Below are 18,213 nucleotides of genomic sequence, written 5' to 3'. Positions count from 1 at the left end.
GAAGGCAATATAGCGGATTGTGTCTGTGGATTATGTGACGAATTGTGACACAAGCGCAAAGTTGTGATGCGATAGAAAAAACGGGCGATGACTGACTTCGTTTATTACGTCAGTCGTTCTAACTCGGTAATATTGTCCAGCGCTTGTTGATTGGTTGCGCCGCACACCACAGGGCAAGGTTTAAACTCATGGCATACCTTTGGTCGTTCTGGTTTACCAAACAGCTTACACAGGTTTTGCTCATTGAGCTGAATGCAGCGCACTCCAGCAGGTTTACCATTGGGCATTCCTGGGATCGGCGAAGAAATACTAGGGGCGATACAGCATGCGCCGCAGCCAAGTCTGCAATCCATCAGAGATCACCTTTTTGCACAGAAAAATCAAAGTGCGCGATAGTAGCAGACTTTAACGCAGAGCTAAACGAGCAATTTTTGCGCTTGCACTTTGCCAGTGGCGAAGGTATAAAACGGCTCCCGCAGTCACAGTGAGTAATGAATCAATGAGCCTACCATTTTGGCAAAGTAAAACGTTGCAGCAGATGAACGAGCAAGAGTGGGAATCGCTGTGTGATGGTTGCGGAAAATGCTGTTTGCACAAGTTGATGGATGACGAGACCGATGAAGTCTTTTATACCAATGTGGCATGCAGCTGGCTCAACAGCCAAACTTGCGCTTGCAAAGATTACCCGAACCGTTTTTCTTCAGGTGAAAACTGCCTCAAGCTTACTCAAGATAAAATCGCGGAGTTTCACTGGCTGCCGAGCACTTGTGCCTATCGACTGTTGGCGGAGAACAAACCTCTGCCAAGTTGGCACCCGCTGATCACCGGATCAAAAGCGGCAATGCATGCCGCTGGGCAGAGCATCCGCAATAAAGTGGTGTACGAAATCGAAGTGAAAGATTGGGAAGACCATATTGTTGACGATGGCACGTTCTAGTCTTTCTGGGGAAAGCCGATAAACAATAAAGCGCCGTGATGGCGCTTTATTACTTTTTGCCGCATGTTCGCTGACGAGTGAACGGTCATCGGCAGGGCATTACTTGACCTGTTGCTTGATGAACTCACCCAGCTCGGAGTGATGCATTATGCGAGAAACGGGCAGAATGGTTTCTGCAGGGCCCCAAGCAAACACGTTGACTGGCGTATGAGTGTGCGTGCCCGTACCCCAAACGATATTCTGTTTGGTCGCCTGCGCTCGTGCCAATACGTTGGTACGGTCGTTGTAAGGGTAGAAGGCGTCAAAGTCATTAATCGCTGGGATGCTCTCTTCCGCTAAGTAGCTGTGATTAGCCAAGCGGTATGGGTTAGGTTTGTTCGTCAATACCGTTTCAGCTTGGCCTGCCGTGATGGAGAAATCGCTATTTTTGTTTACGATTTCCGCCAGTTTCGCCGCCGTTTGCTGGTTTTTGTCCAGTTTTTCAAACTCGCTCAGCATGCCGTAGTAGCTGGTTTTTTGGTTGTACAAACCATCTAGGATCTCATACGCACCGAAGTTGAAATTGGGCGCGTATTCGCGTTTTTCAAACGCTTTTCCTGGACGTTTTTCCGGTTTCGGCAAGTTGTAACCTGAGTAACTAAAGCCAAATGAGCCTGTTTCGTGGTCGGCAGTAACGATGATCAGCGTGTCATCACGATCTTTGGCCCACTGATAAACTGCGTTAACGGTTTCGTCGAATTTAATCATTTCATGCAGCATTGAGCCTGCATCATTACTGTGACCCGCCCAGTCGATCTGGCCGCCTTCTACCATCAAGAAGAAGCCGTCTTTGTCTTTTGACAGGATCTCTAACGCTTTATCGGTCATCTCTTTGAGGGTGGGCTCTTTACGATCTGGGTCATTCTTCGTTTGGCTATAGGTAATGCCGTCATACATGCCTGAGTTGGCGAAAAGGCCGAGCAGTTTATCGCCTTGCGCTTTTTCCAGCATGGTTTTGTTAAACGCCAGTGAGTAGCCCGCTTGCTGCGCTTCTGTGAGCAGGTTACGGTCGTCTTTACGCTTTGATTTTAGAGGGACATCACCGTGTGTCAGCGTTTGTAGCTGTTGGTAGGTTTCACCTTTATCGTTGGCTGATTTTGGGATCCAGTGACGCAGACCGCCTGAAAGCATCACATCGACATTGGCCGAGAGCATATCCGAGGCGATTTCATTTTCAAGTGAGCGATGCGGTTGGTGAGCAGCAAACGCGGCTGGCGTTGCGTGAGTTAAGCGCGTATCGGAGATGATGCCCGTGGCTTTGCCAAGGCGCTTGGCTTTTTCCACCACGGTTTCCACTGTGTTGCCCTGTGAGTCGATGCCGATCACTTCAGATCCCGTCATGATACCCGTTGCCAGCATGGTCGCTGAACAGGCAGAATCCACCACAATAGCGTCTTCTGGATGAGTCAGTGAAGAACCGATAACACCCTCTTTTGCTAGTTGGTAGAGTGCGGTTGTTTTGCCTTTGTAGATCGAGTGCGGCGCGTTGTTCGCGTAAGTTTCCAGTAGGCCAACTTGCTGTGGGCCCATACCGTCACCAATCATCAGAATGACGTTTTTAATTTCTGCCGAAAGTACATTAAAAGAGAGCGTCGAAGTTGCGACTACGGCAACAACAGGTTTAATCAGGTGCTTCATTGTCTATCCCTTATTTATAAAAGCGGCGCAATTACAACATGTGTTTATGACGCTTTTGTTGCATAAATAAAAACTTCACAAAAGTGAAAATTTAAGGGAAAACGGTATGTTAGAAGATTGAATGCGATAAAAATGAACGAGCCAGCTTAGAGAGCGCTGGCTGCTTAACTCTATGCAGGTCAGAAGCTGATCAAACCAGAATCAGTAACATCCCGCCGACGGTGGCGGCGGCTGAAAGATACTGGCCGGCTGAGTAGGAGCTATCGGCTTCTTTCTGGATCTCGTCGGGATGATTCATTCCCAGCGCGCCGTAAGTGAACGCTTCTACTTTATCTCCGACGGTTTTGTTTTCTGCGGCTACTTTTTTGCTCTCTTTATCTATCTGCTGCAAAGCCGATAGCAGGGCTTTTCCTTCAGAGGAAAGTGTCACCTTATTTTGCTCCAGCTGCAATGGGGCAGGGGCAGCATCTGAGATTGCGCTGGGCGTTGCTGCTTGCCGCTGGGTGGCCGAGTAGGCCGAAATTGGGTTGGAACCGACTGGATTCATAACGCTCTCCTATCTGAACCCTTAATAGTCTATCGGCGGCAAGTGGAAAAACTTGTGTAAAAAAAAGCCCGTTGCCGCTCGTTGCTTAAGCACAATGTTATGCAAAACTTTAAGCAAAAACTTAAGTAAAAAAGTACAGCAAGAAACAGGCCCATTTTTTTGGAAAAGCGCGAAAGGGTTACTTACACACCAACTCATCGTTGCGTTTTTTCAACGCTTGATACGCTTTCATGCGATTGCTTTGTTGCACGTAGCGTACGGGGGGCTCAAGCACTTGAAGCTGATAATCGCTGCTATTTTCACTGAGTGAAGCGACAGGTGTAATCACCACGACCTTAAGCTCAGGTGCGCGGCGAAGGATAGAGTTTGCCGTGCCAAGGCCCCCTTCAGTGTGGAATTTACCCGCGACATGGACGATTTGTGTTTGCGGATGAGCCTTGCGATAGTTGACAATCGATTCGGCCATGGTTTCATCCCAAGTGATTTGAGCGGCGTATTGTCTCTCGGTTTGTTCTGGCTGACCGTGGTGCATTGAAGCCATAAATTTGTCTTTATAAGAGCTATCGGCAGTGTTGATCTCTGCCGCCAAATAGTGGCGCTCTGTCTCATCGAGCTTGTCTAGGTAGCCGATTCCCTGACGGCCGATGCAGCGCACGATAGCCTTCGGCGCATTCGCGGCAATCACGTCCAACCCTTGGCGCTTCGCTAATTCAACCAGTGGTCGATAATCGCTTTCGTAGTTTGGCCACGCATTGCCTTCGCTGATGAGCGGCTGCTCGCCGATTTCACCTGCCAGATACTGATTGAGCACAGGTTGTTTGTCGCGCGTGAATTGCTCCATGGAAAGTGCCACGCTGTGCTGTGTACTCAGGGTGTGAAGAAGGTCGGTTTGGAAGCGGTGAATACCGGGATGAGTGTGCCACTCGCCAATCAAAATGACGTCGGCGGTTAATAATTCGCTCGGCAGATTTTGCAGTGACAGCGCTTGCCCTTGCGGGGAGTTGAGCTGATAGTCGTAAAAGTGATTCAAGTTGCTGGTAGAAGGGGACGTGGCACATCCACCTAACATCATTGCGGCGAGAAGAAGAGAAAAAGACGTTCGCATTATACTGCCTCCATTTACATCGTTGCTGAGTCTAATGGAGGCGGCATGAAGATTCAATAATAATGAGAATGATTCTCTATTGATTCGCTACTGGCTGAGTTTGCGATAAACCCGCAGCATAAAATCGGCTTCGCAATCAAAATGATGAGCCGATTTGAGCGCTTCGCGGAACTCGTCGCTGGCACGCCATGCGAATGGAGTCATTTGTAACAGGTCAAATGCCTCTGCGCCGGAAAGCGTCATCATGTAGTTAAGCTTTTCTTGCTGTTGCAAAGCAAAGCCTTCTATCTGCTCTGGCTCTTCATCGTGCAGTTTAACGTCGGAGTAGATTTTTTCTTTGAATTGCACCAAATGGCGCGCTGCTGGAGTCACAGTGATCACCACGCCATTGTCTGCCACACAGCGAGCCAGTTCTTCCGCTTTGCATGGAGCATAGATGCGTAGAATGCCATCGAAAGCGTGGTCAGCAAAGGGGAGACGGTGGCTGGATGCGACACAGAAATGGCTGGACGGGTAGCGCTTGGCCGCAAAGCGAATCGCTACTTTCGAAATATCTAAACCATGTGTTGTGGCTTCGGCGCATTGCGCGCTTAAACTGCGTGCCACTTGGTCAGTGTAATAGCCTTCACCGCAGCCAATATCGAGCAGACGATGGGCACTGCCTTGCAAGAATGTTTGGCACAGCTGGGCCACTTTTTGCCGCATTAGGTCATAATGCCCACCTTCCAGAAAACGGCGACGCGCCTGCATCATCTCTTTGTTATCACCGGGATCTTTTGAGCGCTTATGGTGCGCGGGCATCAAATTGACATAGCCTTCTTTCGCCAAGTCAAAATGGTGGCGGTTAGCGCAATGAAATGTGCGATCCGTTTGTTGCAGAGCAAGGTGGCACAAAGGACACTGATAAGTCATGAAGACCTCAAAGGTGAGACAAAAACAGGCGGCTGAGTCTATCAAAAGCCACCTGTTTACACCAGTTTCAAGGTCAAGTCGCCCACCAATTCAAGTAGGCCAAGGGAGGATTACTTGGTGTGGTACTGCTCGCAAGCCAGCATGGTGTTCTCAATCAGGCTTGCTACCGTCATTGGGCCAACGCCACCCGGCACTGGGGTGATGAAACTGGCTTTTTCGCGCGCCTTGTTGTAATCGATATCGCCAACCAACTTGCCTGATTCTAGGCGGTTAATACCGACATCAATGACCACAGCACCTTCTTTGATCCATTCGCCAGGGATGAAGTTGGGTTTACCGACCGCAACCACCAGCAGATCGGCTTGGCGTACATGGCCTTCCAGATCTTTCGTAAAGCGGTGACATGTGGTGGTGGTGCAGCCAGCCAGTAGCAGCTCAAGGGTCATTGGACGGCCAACGATGTTCGACGCGCCGACGATCACGGCATGTTTGCCATGAGTGGGAATGTTGTAGCGTTCAATCAAGGTCATGATGCCTTTGGGCGTACAAGAGCGAAGTTTTGGAATGCGCTGCGCCAAGCGACCAACATTATAAGGGTGGAAACCATCGACATCTTTTTCTGGGAGGATGCGCTCTAAAACCTGCGTCGTGTCAATGCCAGCAGGCAAAGGCAACTGAACCAGAATGCCATCAATCTGCGCATCGTTATTGAGTTCGTCAATCAGTTCCAACAATGCTTTTTCAGAAGTTGACGCCGGAAGGTCAAAAGACTTTGAAACAAAACCGACTTCTTCACACGCACGGCGTTTGCTACCGACATAAACTTGGGAGGCCGGATCTTCACCAACCAGAACCACAGCCAACCCGGGAGCGCGTAAACCTGCCTCAACCCGCGCTTTCACCCGCGCGGCCACTTCCGATCGAACAGTTTGAGATATGAGAGTTCCATCAATATTTTGAGCAGTCATGACTTTCCTTAAGAAATCAAATGGCAAAAATTCGCTGCGCATTGTCGCAAATTGTGAAATAAATATCTATACGCAAACGTTTGCCTTGTGGCGTTTTTAAGCAGGCGCCTTGATTGACGGACTTTTTTTCGCCACTTAGAACAGAATGTCTAGAAAATCCGTTGATTTACCGAAATGAACTCGTATAATCCTCTCCCTGTAGCGCGCCCTTAGCTCAGCTGGATAGAGCACGTCCCTTCTAAGGATGTGGTCGTAGGTTCGAATCCTACAGGGCGTGCCATTTATTTCGGGGCGTAGCAGGTTAGTACTTGCTACGCTCTTTTTCGTTTTCGAATGGGTAGCCAGACTACTCGTCAGTTCAGTTGACTCACTTAGCTGTTTGATAGCGCTTTCTTCTATTCGCCTCTCATACCATTTTGCTACTTATTTTCACCTCATATTTTTTCTAACTCATTAAACTATTTAAGTAAATTTTGATTTTCGTATCATCTTTATACTCAACATTATGATTATCTCTGCTTAATTTATAAATTGATGCTGAGGTTAAAATGAGCATGAGGTTTTGTGAGAAATGTGCCAAGCAAACAGAACATAAAGAGATCATCAAGCAGAAGCCATCAAAGTATGGCAAAAGTCGAAAAGAATAATTTAAAGCATTTCTGGAAGGTTTCTTCTCTGGTGTTGCCAGCCCTGCCGGGGCGTCGCTGGATCTGATTGATCGATATGTGGTCTGCACACAATGCGGCCAGCAAAGCCTAGAAAATCATGGCAGCGAGTTCCAGTGAGTTAGGAAGAAGAGAAGTCAATCTGTTGTGCTGAATATGACATGGGCTGGCAATGGATTCTGCATTGCCAGCTTTAGCTATTGTATTGTTTAGCGACAGGTTATTTACAATGCGGGCCCTGAACTGAAACGGCTTTTGCGTTGGAGTGATGATCAAACTTGACGTTGATGCGAACGCCGGCCTTCTCAAAAACCACATCGTCGAAGTCGGTCATGGCGATTTTATAGCCGTTGTCGGCAAACAAGCTCGTTACTTTGGTTCGTTGCCTGATTTGCAGTGCAGAAGTTAGTAGTTTATCCATTTTTGTTAGCCTCGTTGTTTTGTTGCAAGCGTATAAGTCCCTTTAAGTTTAATATGACACTGGTTTATTAACAAATTGCTACAGTGAATGGTTTGGGCGTATTTATGTAATTAATGGTGAATGGTTATGATTGAGTGCGCCTTATTGGAGGCCATATTATGAATAAGGTATTTATTTGGAAGGCAGATCTACATCTAGGGCGTTTGCTTCGGAGAAGCAGTTTAAAACAGTGACATAACTGGTTACAAAAACCAGCAAGCTGTGCTTTCAAGTGGGGTGATTTCATTGCAGTTTCCACTTAAGGCGAGTGTTGTCATCCAAATGGAAGCCTGTTTTCTGCCTTAATTCCCTTTGTCTTGCTTTTGTCAGTAATGTCACCATAGTGTCAAATCGAACGCTGCTCAATTGACTTTGTTTACCAAGGAAAATAGCATTCCGCCCGCTAAGTTACCCGATGGCGAACATGCCATCGATATTGTTTCATTCACTAGAGGTACAACAGAAACCTATGGACTCGTCGAGTAGTCGAATATCACAGTATGGTTTTTTCGAACGTTCGAAAATGCCAATGGTTTCTTGCTAGCCTGCCTGCTTTTTTAGCTGTTGCCGGGTAGTAAATGCCCATGGTGTCAGCGAACTCTTCCTTTTATTTCGTAAATTCCATACCGACTTTGTTTTATGCAAACGGCAAGGTTTTGTCGTGCGTAACGATTGACTGATGCTCACCGCAGTGAGCCGACAGGTCGTGCGCTGCTTATCGCTTTTTGTCGGGCTAATGTCCGGGCTAAAACGCGCGCAGCGTGGGGTTTCTTTGTCCTGAGCTAACTCAGGAGAGATAACCATGACTACATTTCGTCATCATCGCATCACCGATGTAAAAAGCGCGCGCTTACCCGCAGCTCAAGCGCTACAAAGCCACATTAAACGTGAATTTTTCAGCGTCAGCATGCATCTCACTGTTGGTGAGGTGATCACCATGCTGCGCGCCAATCCGGGTTTACCCACGGCGTTGCACATGGTGGTGCTTATCAACGACAAGGGTGAATACCAAGGGCTGGTGACCATGGCGCAGCTAATTACCGCGTGCACTTCACAGCCTGTCGCAGAACTTTGTCAGGGGGAGACGCATTGCGCCAGCGCATTAGGCGATGCGCACTCTGCGGCGCGGCATCTCTGCCAGAGCGTCTGGCCAGTTCTTCCGGTTCTAGATAGCTGCCATCGCGTGATGGGTGTACTTGAACTGTCTCACGCCCGAGCCATTTTGCGTCTTGATGGGGCACAACTGTCATCTTCAGCCAAACCAGCGAAAGGTTGGCAACGTCTTATCCGCTTCTGGAAGTAAATTAGGGGAATTATCATGTCTATTTCTATCATGACTCAAGAGCTGCTGGCTCTGAACATCAGCCAGCATCAAGCGGCAATGCAGCGTTTTGTTGCCCAGCATCCATTGGCGGATTGCGCTGAAGCGATCTCTATCTTGCTGGATGAGCAGCAACTGCACAGCCAGGATGTTCGCGATCTACTGCGTTTGCTACCGCTAGACCAACAGGCGGCTTTGTTTGGTTATTTTTCTCTGCCCTGGCAGCAGGCCATCGCCGAGCAGTTGGCTGCTGATGAACTGGCCCATTTGAGTGAGCGTATGGCACATGATGAGCGGGCGGATCTGCTTGCGCTGCTTGAACCTACGCTCAAACAGCAAGTGCTGCAGCAGATGGATAGCCGTGAACGTCAGGATATCGAACGTCTCGCTTCTTATCCATCGGACTCGATTGGCGCGGTGATGACGACCGACTTTGCTGTCTTAGATGGGGCGTTAACCATAGAAGAAGCGATGCACCACTTACGCAGCATTGCGGCGGAGCGCGAAACCATCTACCAAGCGTACGTGGTAGATGAGCAGCAAAAACTGAAAGGGACCGTTTCGCTACGCGATATGCTGGTCGCGGAGCCAAACCAACGTATCGCTGACATTATGACGCAAGCCTTGATTTTCGTTTGGGTGGATGAACTTCAAAGTGTGGCGGCACAAGCGATCAGCAAGTACGACTTGCTGGCTATTCCAGTGCTTGACTTACAGAATCGTTTGGTCGGTATCGTCACCTATGATGACGCTATGGATGTGGCAGAAGATGAAGCCGATCGCCACGTTCATAAAGCGGGAGCGGTGGATTTTAGTGGCAATTTGAAAGACGCCACTATTGGTTTGATGTATCGCAAGCGGGTGTTTTGGCTGGTCCTTTTGGTGTTTGGTAACATTTTCTCCGGTGCCGGAATTGCCTACTTTGAAGAGACGATTCAAACCTATGTGGCGCTGGTGTTCTTTCTACCTTTGTTAATCGATAGCGGCGGTAATGCGGGTTCTCAATCGGCTACCTTGATGGTGCGCGCCTTAGCCACCGGAGAAATCGTGGCAAAAGACTGGGCCAAAATGCTCAGTAAAGAATTATTCATCTCAGCGCTACTCGGAGTGACGATGGCAGTGGCGGTCTCGCTGCTCGGCTTTTGGCGCGGCGGTGCGGAAATTGCGCTAGTAGTGGCGATCACCATGCAGATTGTGGTGATTGTCGGATCGGTGGTTGGTATGTCTCTGCCATTTATTCTCAACAAATTGCGTTTTGACCCAGCGTCCGCCAGTGCGCCGTTGATCACCACCATCGCCGATGCCATCGGTGTCATCATCTATTTTTCGGTGGCGACCATGATCTTGGATTTTCCGCCAATGGTTTAAAAGTCCGAACACAGGAGAGACAGCATGTGGAATATCCAAGTCTTTATTCTGCCCTTGCTGCTCGCGGCGGCGCTGGGGGCTCTGGTCGGTTTGGAGCGGCAGTGGCACCAACGTATGGCTGGGCTGCGGACCAATGCATTAGTCTCCTTAGGCGCGGCCAGCTTCACCCTGATGTCGAGCATGATGGAGGGCGATGCGAGTCCGTCACGTGTTGCCGCGCAGGTAGTGTCTGGCATCGGTTTCTTAGGAGCAGGGGTTATCATGAAAGAGGGCGCGAACATTCGCGGCCTCAATACCGCGGCAACCTTATGGTGCTCGGCAGCCGTAGGCGTCATGTGTGGCACAGGACTGTGGAGCGGGGCCGTGGCGGTTGCACTGATGATTTTACTCACTAACATGGCGCTACGCCCTGTGGTCCGGGTAATAAATCAGCGACCTTTAGCGCAAGTGCAGCAAGTGGAATGCTGGTGGCAGTATCGATTGGAAGTGGTCTGCCGCGATGAGGACGAAGCCTACGTACGGGCGCTACTGCTGCAGGGGATTTCCTCGGGTGCGCTTCAGCTACAAAAATTGGAGAGCGAGAACCAACCCAATGAGAGCGTAACTTACTCACGCGTCATCTCTTCGGTTATTGCCAGCCAACGAAGCGATTCGCAGATTGAACGGGTGATTGGCCGGCTCAGCCTTGAACCTTCTGTCTCTTTGGCGAGCTGGCAGGTTGCCGAGGTGTAGCGATTTCATCTGAGACTCACGCCACTAAGCTGGCGTGATGTTTCTGCACTGTGACTGAAAACCGTGCAGTTTGCTGAAAAGATCGGCATGATATCGCAATAACCATTCACCTCAACTGTTCAGGGAAGAGACATGAAAGACGAAACCCTTTCGATTCATTTTGGCTATGAGACCGATCCAACCACCAAATCCGTCGCGACGCCGATCTATCAAACCGTCGCGTATGAGTTTGACAACGCTCAGCACGGCGCAGATCTGTTTAACCTTGCTGTACCCGGCAACATTTACACTCGTATTATGAACCCCACCAATGATGTGTTGGAAAAACGCATGGCCGCATTGGAAGGTGGGATCGCCGGTTTAGTGGTGAGTGCTGGCAGTGCAGCGATTCACTATGCCATTCTGACTTTGGCGCAAGCGGGGGACAATATTGTCTCCACGCCGCAGCTCTATGGTGGTACCTACACCTTGTTCGCACACATGCTGCCGAACATGGGCATTGAAGTGCGCTTTGCCAAAGACGACCAACCAGAAAGCTTGGCAGCGCTTATCGATGACAAAACCAAAGCCGTCTACTGTGAAAGTATTGGTAACCCGGCTGGCAACATTATTGATCTGGAAAAAGTGGCGCAACTGGCTCACGCACAAGGGGTGCCAGTGATTGTCGACAACACAGTCGCAACGCCAGCGATCTGCAAACCGATAGAGTTTGGTGCTGACATCGTGGTGCACTCGCTGACCAAATACGTCGGTGGTCATGGTACGACGCTTGGTGGCATTATCATTGATTCCGGTAAATTCCCTTGGGCACAGCATAAAGATCGTTTTCCGGTGTTTAATCAACCAGAGCCTTCTTACCACGGCGTGGTTTATACCGAAGCCTTTGGCCCGGCAGCGTTTATTGGCCGCGCTCGCACTGTGCCACTTCGTAATACGGGCTCGGCGCTATCGCCAATGAACGCGTTTATGTTGCTACAAGGACTGGAAACGCTCTCCCTGCGCATGGAGCGCCATACCGAGAATGCAATGAAAGTCGCACAGTTTTTAAGTGAGCACGACAAAGTGAGTTGGGTTAGCTACGCGGGGTTGCCAAGCTCCAAACACTACCCATTGGCGGAGAAATACATGAAAGGCAAACCGTCAGCGATTCTCTCTTTCGGACTTAAAGACGGTTACGAGGCTGGGGTGCGTTTTTATGATGCACTGAAGATTTTCAAGCGCTTAGTAAATATTGGTGATGCGAAATCACTGGCTTGCCATCCTGCCTCGACCACGCATCGCCAGCTAAGTGAAGCTGAGCAAAAACAAGCGGGTGTCGCGCCGGAGATGATCCGTTTGTCGGTGGGCATTGAACATATTGACGACATTCTGGCCGATTTAGAACAAGCGCTAAACGCTTAAATCTCAGGATTTCGCACTTACAAAGGTCAGCTTCCGCTGGCCTTTTTTTATGAGAAAAGCTGCTTGGGAGAGATGAGTGGTTTTGGCGAGTCGAACGTAAGCAAGCCAAAAATTCTCTCTCGCCACATTAAGCATCTTGAGGCTCGATGCACAAAGTAGCGAGAGAGAAAATGGTTAGAACTGCGCCTGAATCCAGATCATCCGATGGTCAGAAGAGACGTCTTTTCCGTTACCGTACTTGCCGATACGAGCGTCATTAAATAAGGCGCGACCCGCTTCATAGGAAGCTGGCCAGTAGATACCAGAATCAACAATGTTCAAGGTTGCCGACGGCATAGCGTAATCGACGCCAAGGCCAAAGGTTGACGAAATACGATTCGGGTACGGGTGGTTTACCGCTTTATCGACCGCATGCTCTGCGGCACCGAAGCTGGTTGGGTACAACTCACCATTCATTACTTTTTGGTTCAGCAATGGGTCAGCGTGCAGATCTTTCATCACCTGACTGATGCCGTCACCCGAGACTGGATCGAGGTTGAGATCGCCCATGATGACAAAATGTGAGCCAGTTTTCAGGCCGCCATTCTTACCAGCATCGTCGTAGAAGTAGGCTTTATCTTGCACATAGTCATGCCAAAATGCGACCTCAGCCGCGTTCTGCGCTTTGTTCTTGCCCGGGTCAAACACCGGAGGGGTTGGGTGAGAGAGCAGCAGGTGCACGACTTGATTGCCGTGGGCTGTTGGAATAATGATTGGTGCGTCGACGTGGTTTTTCGACGACAACCGCACTTGTTGCCACTCATCATCGCTGTACCAGTTATCACCGCACTTCATACCCGCAGGGATAGTTTGAGAGCCGTCGCATATAGTGATGGTAGGAATTTGCGCGCCTTGCATGTCTTTCCATTTAAAGGTTTGGAAGGTACGTGTATTGGCATTATCTATTTCAAATTTAGACATCAAAGCAAACGCGTATTGGCCGTGATACAAACCAAAGCCCCACGCATCGCCCGGCATTTGACCCGCAGTGCCGTTGTTATCCAAGTCAAATTCGCTCAGCAGACCAGTATTCGTGGCGTAAGACTGTGCAAAAGGATACTCAATAGGTTCCAGCTCTGCACTGCCACCAGCACCTTGCAAACTCTGCGCTACCGACAAGTAGTTGTTTTGAAATCCGATCAGCGCCGATTTATCTTCGCCAGTTCCGTCGTTATTGTACTCTGCCATCATCAGCACATCGGGGCGATTTTTCTGAATGATTGCCGCCACGTTACGGATCTGGATGACTTTTTCTGCGGTGGTTTTCTCGTTGTCAGCAATACTGCCGTCGAGATACGCTGTGACTAATTGGGTTTGTTTGCTTGGTGAAATTTGCATCTCATTGACCAGATCGGCAAAGGTGGCTCGATCAAAGGAGAGATTGTACGTAGCAATTTTGACCGTGGTCGGGTGTACGTCAACGTATTTTGTTTCTTCATCACAACCAGTCAGTAACGCGGTACCGATGAACAGGGCAAGGGGGGTAAGTAGAGTTTTCATAACCATGGAATCTCGTTGGTAATAATTGAGGCGAATACTATATTGATCAATAACTTGAGTAAGAGATTCGGTTCACACAAATACTCACTAAATTACATTAATTGCAGTAAATATGTGATTAGTGCCAAATCGGCATCACTTCCAACAGAAATTGAGCACGTTAAGACGCAGGATGCTGAAAGCAAATACGCTAATCTAACTGGATGAGAGAAAAATGACAGCGGGGGCGATGGGCAAGGTTAGATTGACAGTTTTTCTGCCTATAAGAGAGTTCGTAAGGTATCTATTAGATTGAAATTTATACAATAAATTGGTGGGGGGATGATAAATTTTGCGATTTACATAGAGTATTTATTCTGGAAATATTGCGGTGCGTCACATTTGTTATGTAAATGAATTTATAAATAACTTTTCTTGGATTAGCATCCAATCTTTCTTTGGCTAGGTTAACATTATGAAAAGTAAACTAATTCTATGTTCGGCTGTACTAGCAGTACTCTCTGGTTGTGCCTCGGTTCCAACTGCCGATAAGGAAGCAAGTAATCAAGCGAAGCAATTTGCTGCTCCAACAGAAGGCAAAGCGGGCGTGTATGTTTACCGCATCGACACACCGATTGGTGCGGCACTGAAAAAAGATGTGCGTATTGATGGCGAGTGTATTGGTGAAACCGCTGCGGGCGTATTCTTCTATCATGAAGTAGACGGTAATAAAGATCACATCGTGAGCACGGAATCCGAGTTCTCACCGAATGAGCTTTCTCTGTATACGGAGCAAGGTCGTCTTTACTTTGTTCAGCAGTACATCAAGATGGGGGCATTTGTTGGTGGTGCGGACGTTGTTGTGGTCGATGAATCATTAGGCAAACAAGAAGTACTGAAAACCGACATGGCAATTAAGGGTAAGTGCTCTAGCAAGTAAGTTTGCTTTGTTCGTGGTTAAAACCCTAGGCGTAACCGCTTAGGGTTTTTTGTTATGGTTGAGATGGCGTCGTGCTTAGGCGCGACTTACGCCTGACGGATAAATTGGGTCACTCGCTCGGTGAGCCGCTGTTTCTCTTCAGGGCTGATAAAGCTGGCTTCAATCGCATTGAGGCTAAACTGAGCCAGCTCTTGTTTAGTCAAGGGATGGGCGTTGGCGACGGCCAGAAAATTATCGCTCATGTAGCCGCCGAAATAGGCAGGATCATCCGAGTTGAGGGTAACGCACAAACCTTGGCGCAGTAAATCGACCACATTGTGCTGCTCCATGCTCTCTACCACTTTCAATTTCAGATTCGATAGCGGACAAACGGTGAGCGGCATTCGACTTTGGATGAGCCTTGCCACTAACGTAGGATCCTCAACACAGCGCACGCCGTGGTCAACCCGCTGTACTTTAAGCAATTCCATCGCGTCTTTCACATTCAGTGCCGGGCCTTCCTCACCAGCATGAGCAACAGCGAGAAAACCGGCTTCATGGGCTTTGGCAAATACCCGCACAAACTTTTCGGGCGGATTGCCTTGCTCTGAAGAGTCTAAACCGACCGCGACAATTTTATCTTTGAAGGGCAGAGCCTGTTCTAACGTCGCTAGGGCGTCCTCTTCGCTCAAATGGCGCAGAAAACACATAATCAATTGGCTGGAAATGCCTAACTCGCGCTTGGCTTGAGTAAGGGCGCGATGAATGCCATTGACCACCGTTTCAAAGGCAATACCGCGCGCGGTGTGGGTCTGCGGGTCGAAGAAGATTTCGCTATGTAGGACATTATCTTGCTGGCAACGCAGCAGATAAGCCCAAGTTAAATCGAAGAAATCTTGTTCGTGAATCAGAACATTGGCGCCTTGATAATAGATATCGAGAAAAGACTGCAAGTTAGAAAACTGGTACGCCTCGCGCACTTCATTTGGCGATGCATAGGGAATGGCAATCTGGTTACGCGTAGCCAGCTCAAACATCAGTTCGGGCTCGAGGGTACCTTCAATGTGCAGATGCAGTTCGACTTTCGGCAGTTGCTCAATAAATTGTTTCATATATCACTCTTAATCAAAAAGTTACGATTAAGCGCCATTCACCTTGAACAGAAAATCCTACAAAGAGAAAAGCGAATAATCACTTTACTTTTCGTAATCAGAACTTTACGGATCCTGGTAGAGACCCCCACACCGTATTAGTGGGGTTATACGAAGCCAATTGTCATTTCGCCCGCGAGCGGTGCAAAAACGTGCCTCGAATAATAACCAATAGTCGAGAAAAGTCCACCGTTCCACTTGAAAGCAACATCTCATTGACTGCGTTCGAGTTTTGATAGTGTTGAAAAGCGAGCGTACTGACGTGCGAGCTTACCAAGTAAAGGGCAGGAGAACTGCCCTTGTTGGAGAAAGAGTTAGTGGAAAAAGCTCACTTGCTGCTTGAGTGAGTCGGCTTGCTTTTGCAACTCGTTGGCACTTTGCGCCGTTTGCGCGCTGGTCGCTTTGCTCTCGAGGTTGAGTTCGCTAATCGTATGAGCACTGGCGGCTATCTCTTGGGATACTTGTGCCTGCTCTTCAGCGGTGGCAGCAATCGTATCGGCCTGCGCTGCAATCGCATGAATTTGCTCAGCAATCGCTTCTAGCGCTGAACCGGCCTCTTGCGCTTTATCCAAGACTTGATTGGCGTTGCTTTGACTTTGGGTCATCAAATTTACTGCGTTGACGGTTGAGGCTTTGAGCTTGGCAATAATGGTCACGACCTCTTTGACGGACATTTGCGTGCGGTGCGCCAAGGTGCGAACCTCATCGGCGACGACCGCGAAACCGCGCCCTTGTTCACCCGCTCGCGCTGCTTCGATGGCCGCATTGAGTGCTAACAAGTTCGTTTGCTCGGCAATTTCATCGATCATGCGTGTCACGGTTTGGATGCTCTCGCTATCGATATTGACCTGCTCAATGGCCGCGGCTGAGCGGTCTAATTGGTCGTTGAGCTCGGCGACATCAATACAAACACCTTCCACCATGTTTAAACCGGATTGACTGTCATCATTCGCTAGGCGCACGTTTTCTGCAATGCTCTCAACTTGCTGGGCGACGCTCTGCGCCGAGCTTGCCATCTCCTCGATTGCGGTTACCACTTGCTCTACTTGCTGTTGCTGGTTTTCAGATTGTGCCAGATTTTGCTGCGCATCTTTGGCCACGCTGCTTGAGGCGCTGTGCACCGTATCGGCGGTAGCACGGATTTGACTGACCAAACTGTTCAACTGCGAAGCCATGGCAGATGCTCCGTTGTTGAGCTTGGTGATTTCGTTGTTTGAGTTTTTCTCGGTGGCGGGAATATCAAGGCTCACTTCGCCTTGGCTTAAACGCGTCATGTAACCACTGAGGATAACGAGCGGTTTAAGATTACGATTGAGGGAAATCGTTACCATCACAAAGGTGGCCACCGCAACGGCAGATGCGGTCAGAGCAATCAGCATCAGCAAGGCTTTGCTGCCTTTGGTCACTTCGGCAACAAAGGTGCCGCCAAGCAATTTCCAGTTCCATCCGGGGACCTCAGTAAAGACTAGATACTTATCTCCCGTTGTACCTTCATACTCGTACGGGTAGGTGATCAAGCCACTTTGTGTGGTGAAAATTTGTTTGAAAGGTTGCTTGCCTTGCGCGTCGACCATTTCTGTAATCGATGGGTCGTCACTGTTTTTACTCGGATGCAGTAAGTATTTCCCTTGATTTTGTTGGTCATTGTCGACCACGACGGTGTAGCCGCTGTCTCCCCATTTGATGTTACTTAGTGAGTTAAACAGATCTTGCGCTACTTTTTCCACCGGTAAGCCGATAAAGGAAATCCCTTTGATGTGCCCCAAACTGTCTTTTATCGGTGCGTAATAGGTGATGTAGGTTTCGCCGAATAGCTTGACCTGAGCATAGTATGGCTGGCCGCTGCGCAGTTTTTGATAACCGGGGTGGATCTGTCCTAGTTGAGTGCCAACCATGCGTTGACCTGACGGGTTTTTCAGTGATGTGGAGACGCGAATGAAATCGTCGTTGAGCGGAGCAAAAATGGTCGCTACGGCGCCAGTATCACGGGTGAAGTTATCCACCAATTGAGTACTGCCTATCAGGCTTTCACCAGCCAAACGAATATCGGCAATGGTGTGGCCTTGAAATTGAATCTGGCTGCCGTCGCTTGCGGCATCGGCGAGATAGCCATTGCGAAAGGTAGATTCCAGCACCTTTGCGGTGTGCAGATAAGCATCGAACTGCCCAGAAATGGCTTTTGCCATCGATTCCACTCGTGTTTGGTGTTCACGTAAGGTGTTGTCTAACAAAAGTTGCGCTGCGTTGCGGTAGACCAGCGTCGCGATACTGGTGAATGCCAGCAGTAGACATAGCGCGATAATCAGCCTGAGCTGAAATCCAACGCTCTGATTTCTAAAATTATTTATCATTGTGGTAAGTTCCCGCTGTGATTATTAGACTCTTCAAATGTCGTTATATGTTTAATGATTTTTTTATTAAGAAGGGTGAATTTATTCGTTTGCGCGCCAATATACTTTGATTCTTATTAATAAATCGATTGATTAAAATTGGTCAGTGTTGGGAAATGAGTGGAACAGCGGGATAAAAAAA

General features: G+C 48.9%; 16 protein-coding genes, 1 tRNA gene, 1 pseudogene and 1 riboswitch. Of the genes and pseudogenes, 8 read left to right on the top strand and 10 right to left on the bottom strand.

Annotated elements, in window-relative coordinates; genetic code table 11:
• Window positions 1–104: 104 nt before the first annotated feature.
• A complete protein-coding gene (locus tag EWA64_RS04215; RefSeq protein WP_061897186.1) occupies window positions 105–353 on the bottom strand; it encodes a YkgJ family cysteine cluster protein in 249 nt (82 codons plus the stop codon).
• Between the two features lie 146 nt (window positions 354–499).
• Between EWA64_RS04215 and EWA64_RS04210 the strand changes: the two genes are divergently transcribed.
• Complete coding sequence (locus tag EWA64_RS04210; RefSeq protein ID WP_039440089.1) at window positions 500–937, top strand: YcgN family cysteine cluster protein; 438 nt, start codon at window positions 500–502, stop codon at window positions 935–937.
• Between the two features lie 99 nt (window positions 938–1,036).
• Here the strand turns inward: EWA64_RS04210 and EWA64_RS04205 are convergent, their stop codons facing one another.
• The 5 genes from EWA64_RS04205 to folD form a co-directional block, all read right to left on the bottom strand.
• On the bottom strand, window positions 1,037–2,614 hold the full coding sequence (locus EWA64_RS04205) for an alkaline phosphatase (protein WP_061893352.1): 1,578 nt from the start codon (window positions 2,612–2,614) through the stop codon (window positions 1,037–1,039).
• Between the two features lie 190 nt (window positions 2,615–2,804).
• Window positions 2,805–3,161, bottom strand: coding sequence for a hypothetical protein (locus EWA64_RS04200; RefSeq protein WP_061893351.1), 357 nt, complete (start codon window positions 3,159–3,161; stop codon window positions 2,805–2,807).
• 178 nt (window positions 3,162–3,339) lie between these two features.
• Window positions 3,340–4,266, bottom strand: a complete 927-nt coding sequence (locus tag EWA64_RS04195; RefSeq protein WP_061893350.1) for a ChaN family lipoprotein — start codon at window positions 4,264–4,266, stop codon at window positions 3,340–3,342.
• Window positions 4,267–4,353: 87 nt separating this feature from the next.
• Window positions 4,354–5,178 carry a 23S rRNA (guanine(745)-N(1))-methyltransferase gene (rlmA, locus tag EWA64_RS04190; protein ID WP_061893349.1) on the bottom strand — a complete coding sequence of 275 codons (825 nt, stop codon included), beginning with the start codon at window positions 5,176–5,178 and terminating at the stop codon, window positions 4,354–4,356.
• 110 nt (window positions 5,179–5,288) lie between these two features.
• Window positions 5,289–6,146: a bifunctional methylenetetrahydrofolate dehydrogenase/methenyltetrahydrofolate cyclohydrolase FolD gene (gene folD / locus EWA64_RS04185; RefSeq protein WP_039430037.1), complete on the bottom strand. Its 858-nt coding sequence runs from the start codon at window positions 6,144–6,146 to the stop codon at window positions 5,289–5,291.
• Between the two features lie 203 nt (window positions 6,147–6,349).
• On the opposite strand from folD, the gene EWA64_RS04180 reads away from it, so the two are divergent.
• Window positions 6,350–6,426, top strand: a tRNA-Arg gene (locus EWA64_RS04180).
• 268 nt (window positions 6,427–6,694) lie between these two features.
• A pseudogene (locus EWA64_RS04175) lies at window positions 6,695–6,931 on the top strand (hypothetical protein).
• Between the two features lie 100 nt (window positions 6,932–7,031).
• On the opposite strand, the gene EWA64_RS04170 reads toward EWA64_RS04175, so the two are convergent.
• A complete protein-coding gene (locus EWA64_RS04170; protein WP_061893348.1) occupies window positions 7,032–7,232 on the bottom strand; it encodes a hypothetical protein in 201 nt (66 codons plus the stop codon).
• An 841-nt stretch (window positions 7,233–8,073) separates the two neighbouring features.
• Between EWA64_RS04170 and EWA64_RS04165 the strand changes: the two genes are divergently transcribed.
• The 4 genes from EWA64_RS04165 to EWA64_RS04150 all read left to right on the top strand — a co-directional run bounded on the left by EWA64_RS04165 (window position 8,074) and on the right by EWA64_RS04150 (window position 12,093).
• Window positions 8,074–8,574 carry a CBS domain-containing protein gene (locus tag EWA64_RS04165; RefSeq protein WP_061893347.1) on the top strand — a complete coding sequence of 167 codons (501 nt, stop codon included), beginning with the start codon at window positions 8,074–8,076 and terminating at the stop codon, window positions 8,572–8,574.
• A 15-nt stretch (window positions 8,575–8,589) separates the two neighbouring features.
• Window positions 8,590–9,960 (top strand): magnesium transporter, encoded by a 1,371-nt coding sequence (gene mgtE, locus EWA64_RS04160; RefSeq protein WP_061893346.1) that lies wholly within the window; start codon window positions 8,590–8,592, stop codon window positions 9,958–9,960.
• Window positions 9,961–9,984: 24 nt separating this feature from the next.
• Complete coding sequence (locus EWA64_RS04155) at window positions 9,985–10,692, top strand: MgtC/SapB family protein (protein ID WP_061893345.1); 708 nt, start codon at window positions 9,985–9,987, stop codon at window positions 10,690–10,692.
• Window positions 10,693–10,824: 132 nt separating this feature from the next.
• A complete protein-coding gene (locus EWA64_RS04150) occupies window positions 10,825–12,093 on the top strand; it encodes an O-acetylhomoserine aminocarboxypropyltransferase/cysteine synthase family protein (protein ID WP_039430023.1) in 1,269 nt (422 codons plus the stop codon).
• A 174-nt stretch (window positions 12,094–12,267) separates the two neighbouring features.
• Here the strand turns inward: EWA64_RS04150 and EWA64_RS04145 are convergent, their stop codons facing one another.
• Window positions 12,268–13,632 carry an endonuclease/exonuclease/phosphatase family protein gene (locus EWA64_RS04145; protein ID WP_061893429.1) on the bottom strand — a complete coding sequence of 455 codons (1,365 nt, stop codon included), beginning with the start codon at window positions 13,630–13,632 and terminating at the stop codon, window positions 12,268–12,270.
• 454 nt (window positions 13,633–14,086) lie between these two features.
• Here EWA64_RS04145 and EWA64_RS04140 point away from each other — a divergent pair, with 454 nt between their 5' ends.
• Window positions 14,087–14,551, top strand: a complete 465-nt coding sequence (locus tag EWA64_RS04140) for a DUF2846 domain-containing protein (protein WP_061893344.1) — start codon at window positions 14,087–14,089, stop codon at window positions 14,549–14,551.
• 86 nt (window positions 14,552–14,637) lie between these two features.
• On the opposite strand, the gene EWA64_RS04135 is transcribed toward EWA64_RS04140, so the two are convergent.
• A complete protein-coding gene (locus EWA64_RS04135; protein WP_061893343.1) occupies window positions 14,638–15,642 on the bottom strand; it encodes an adenosine deaminase in 1,005 nt (334 codons plus the stop codon).
• 74 nt (window positions 15,643–15,716) lie between these two features.
• Window positions 15,717–15,816: riboswitch (purine riboswitch) on the bottom strand.
• Window positions 15,817–15,995: 179 nt separating this feature from the next.
• Window positions 15,996–18,032 (bottom strand): methyl-accepting chemotaxis protein, encoded by a 2,037-nt coding sequence (locus EWA64_RS04130; protein ID WP_061893342.1) that lies wholly within the window; start codon window positions 18,030–18,032, stop codon window positions 15,996–15,998.
• Between the last annotated feature and the right edge of the window lie 181 nt (window positions 18,033–18,213).

Origin of the sequence: Vibrio cidicii (assembly GCF_009665415.1) — a bacterium.
Classification (GTDB): Bacteria; Pseudomonadota; Gammaproteobacteria; order Enterobacterales; family Vibrionaceae; genus Vibrio; species Vibrio cidicii.
This window is presented reverse-complemented; position numbering and strand designations above follow the sequence as displayed.

Excerpts from the sequence above, each read along its gene's own strand:
- EWA64_RS04215 (WP_061897186.1), bottom strand. The coding sequence starts at position 353 with ATGGATTGCAGACTTGGCTGCGGCGCATGCTGTATCGCCCCTAGTATT.
- EWA64_RS04210 (WP_039440089.1), top strand. The coding sequence starts at position 500 with ATGAGCCTACCATTTTGGCAAAGTAAAACGTTGCAGCAGATGAACGAG.
- EWA64_RS04205 (WP_061893352.1), bottom strand. The coding sequence starts at position 2,614 with ATGAAGCACCTGATTAAACCTGTTGTTGCCGTAGTCGCAACTTCGACG.
- EWA64_RS04200 (WP_061893351.1), bottom strand. The coding sequence starts at position 3,161 with ATGAATCCAGTCGGTTCCAACCCAATTTCGGCCTACTCGGCCACCCAG.
- EWA64_RS04195 (WP_061893350.1), bottom strand. The coding sequence starts at position 4,266 with ATGCGAACGTCTTTTTCTCTTCTTCTCGCCGCAATGATGTTAGGTGGA.
- rlmA (WP_061893349.1), bottom strand. The coding sequence starts at position 5,178 with ATGACTTATCAGTGTCCTTTGTGCCACCTTGCTCTGCAACAAACGGAT.
- folD (WP_039430037.1), bottom strand. The coding sequence starts at position 6,146 with ATGACTGCTCAAAATATTGATGGAACTCTCATATCTCAAACTGTTCGA.
- EWA64_RS04170 (WP_061893348.1), bottom strand. The coding sequence starts at position 7,232 with ATGGATAAACTACTAACTTCTGCACTGCAAATCAGGCAACGAACCAAA.
- EWA64_RS04165 (WP_061893347.1), top strand. The coding sequence starts at position 8,074 with ATGACTACATTTCGTCATCATCGCATCACCGATGTAAAAAGCGCGCGC.
- mgtE (WP_061893346.1), top strand. The coding sequence starts at position 8,590 with ATGTCTATTTCTATCATGACTCAAGAGCTGCTGGCTCTGAACATCAGC.
- EWA64_RS04155 (WP_061893345.1), top strand. The coding sequence starts at position 9,985 with ATGTGGAATATCCAAGTCTTTATTCTGCCCTTGCTGCTCGCGGCGGCG.
- EWA64_RS04150 (WP_039430023.1), top strand. The coding sequence starts at position 10,825 with ATGAAAGACGAAACCCTTTCGATTCATTTTGGCTATGAGACCGATCCA.
- EWA64_RS04145 (WP_061893429.1), bottom strand. The coding sequence starts at position 13,632 with ATGAAAACTCTACTTACCCCCCTTGCCCTGTTCATCGGTACCGCGTTA.
- EWA64_RS04140 (WP_061893344.1), top strand. The coding sequence starts at position 14,087 with ATGAAAAGTAAACTAATTCTATGTTCGGCTGTACTAGCAGTACTCTCT.
- EWA64_RS04135 (WP_061893343.1), bottom strand. The coding sequence starts at position 15,642 with ATGAAACAATTTATTGAGCAACTGCCGAAAGTCGAACTGCATCTGCAC.
- EWA64_RS04130 (WP_061893342.1), bottom strand. The coding sequence starts at position 18,032 with ATGATAAATAATTTTAGAAATCAGAGCGTTGGATTTCAGCTCAGGCTG.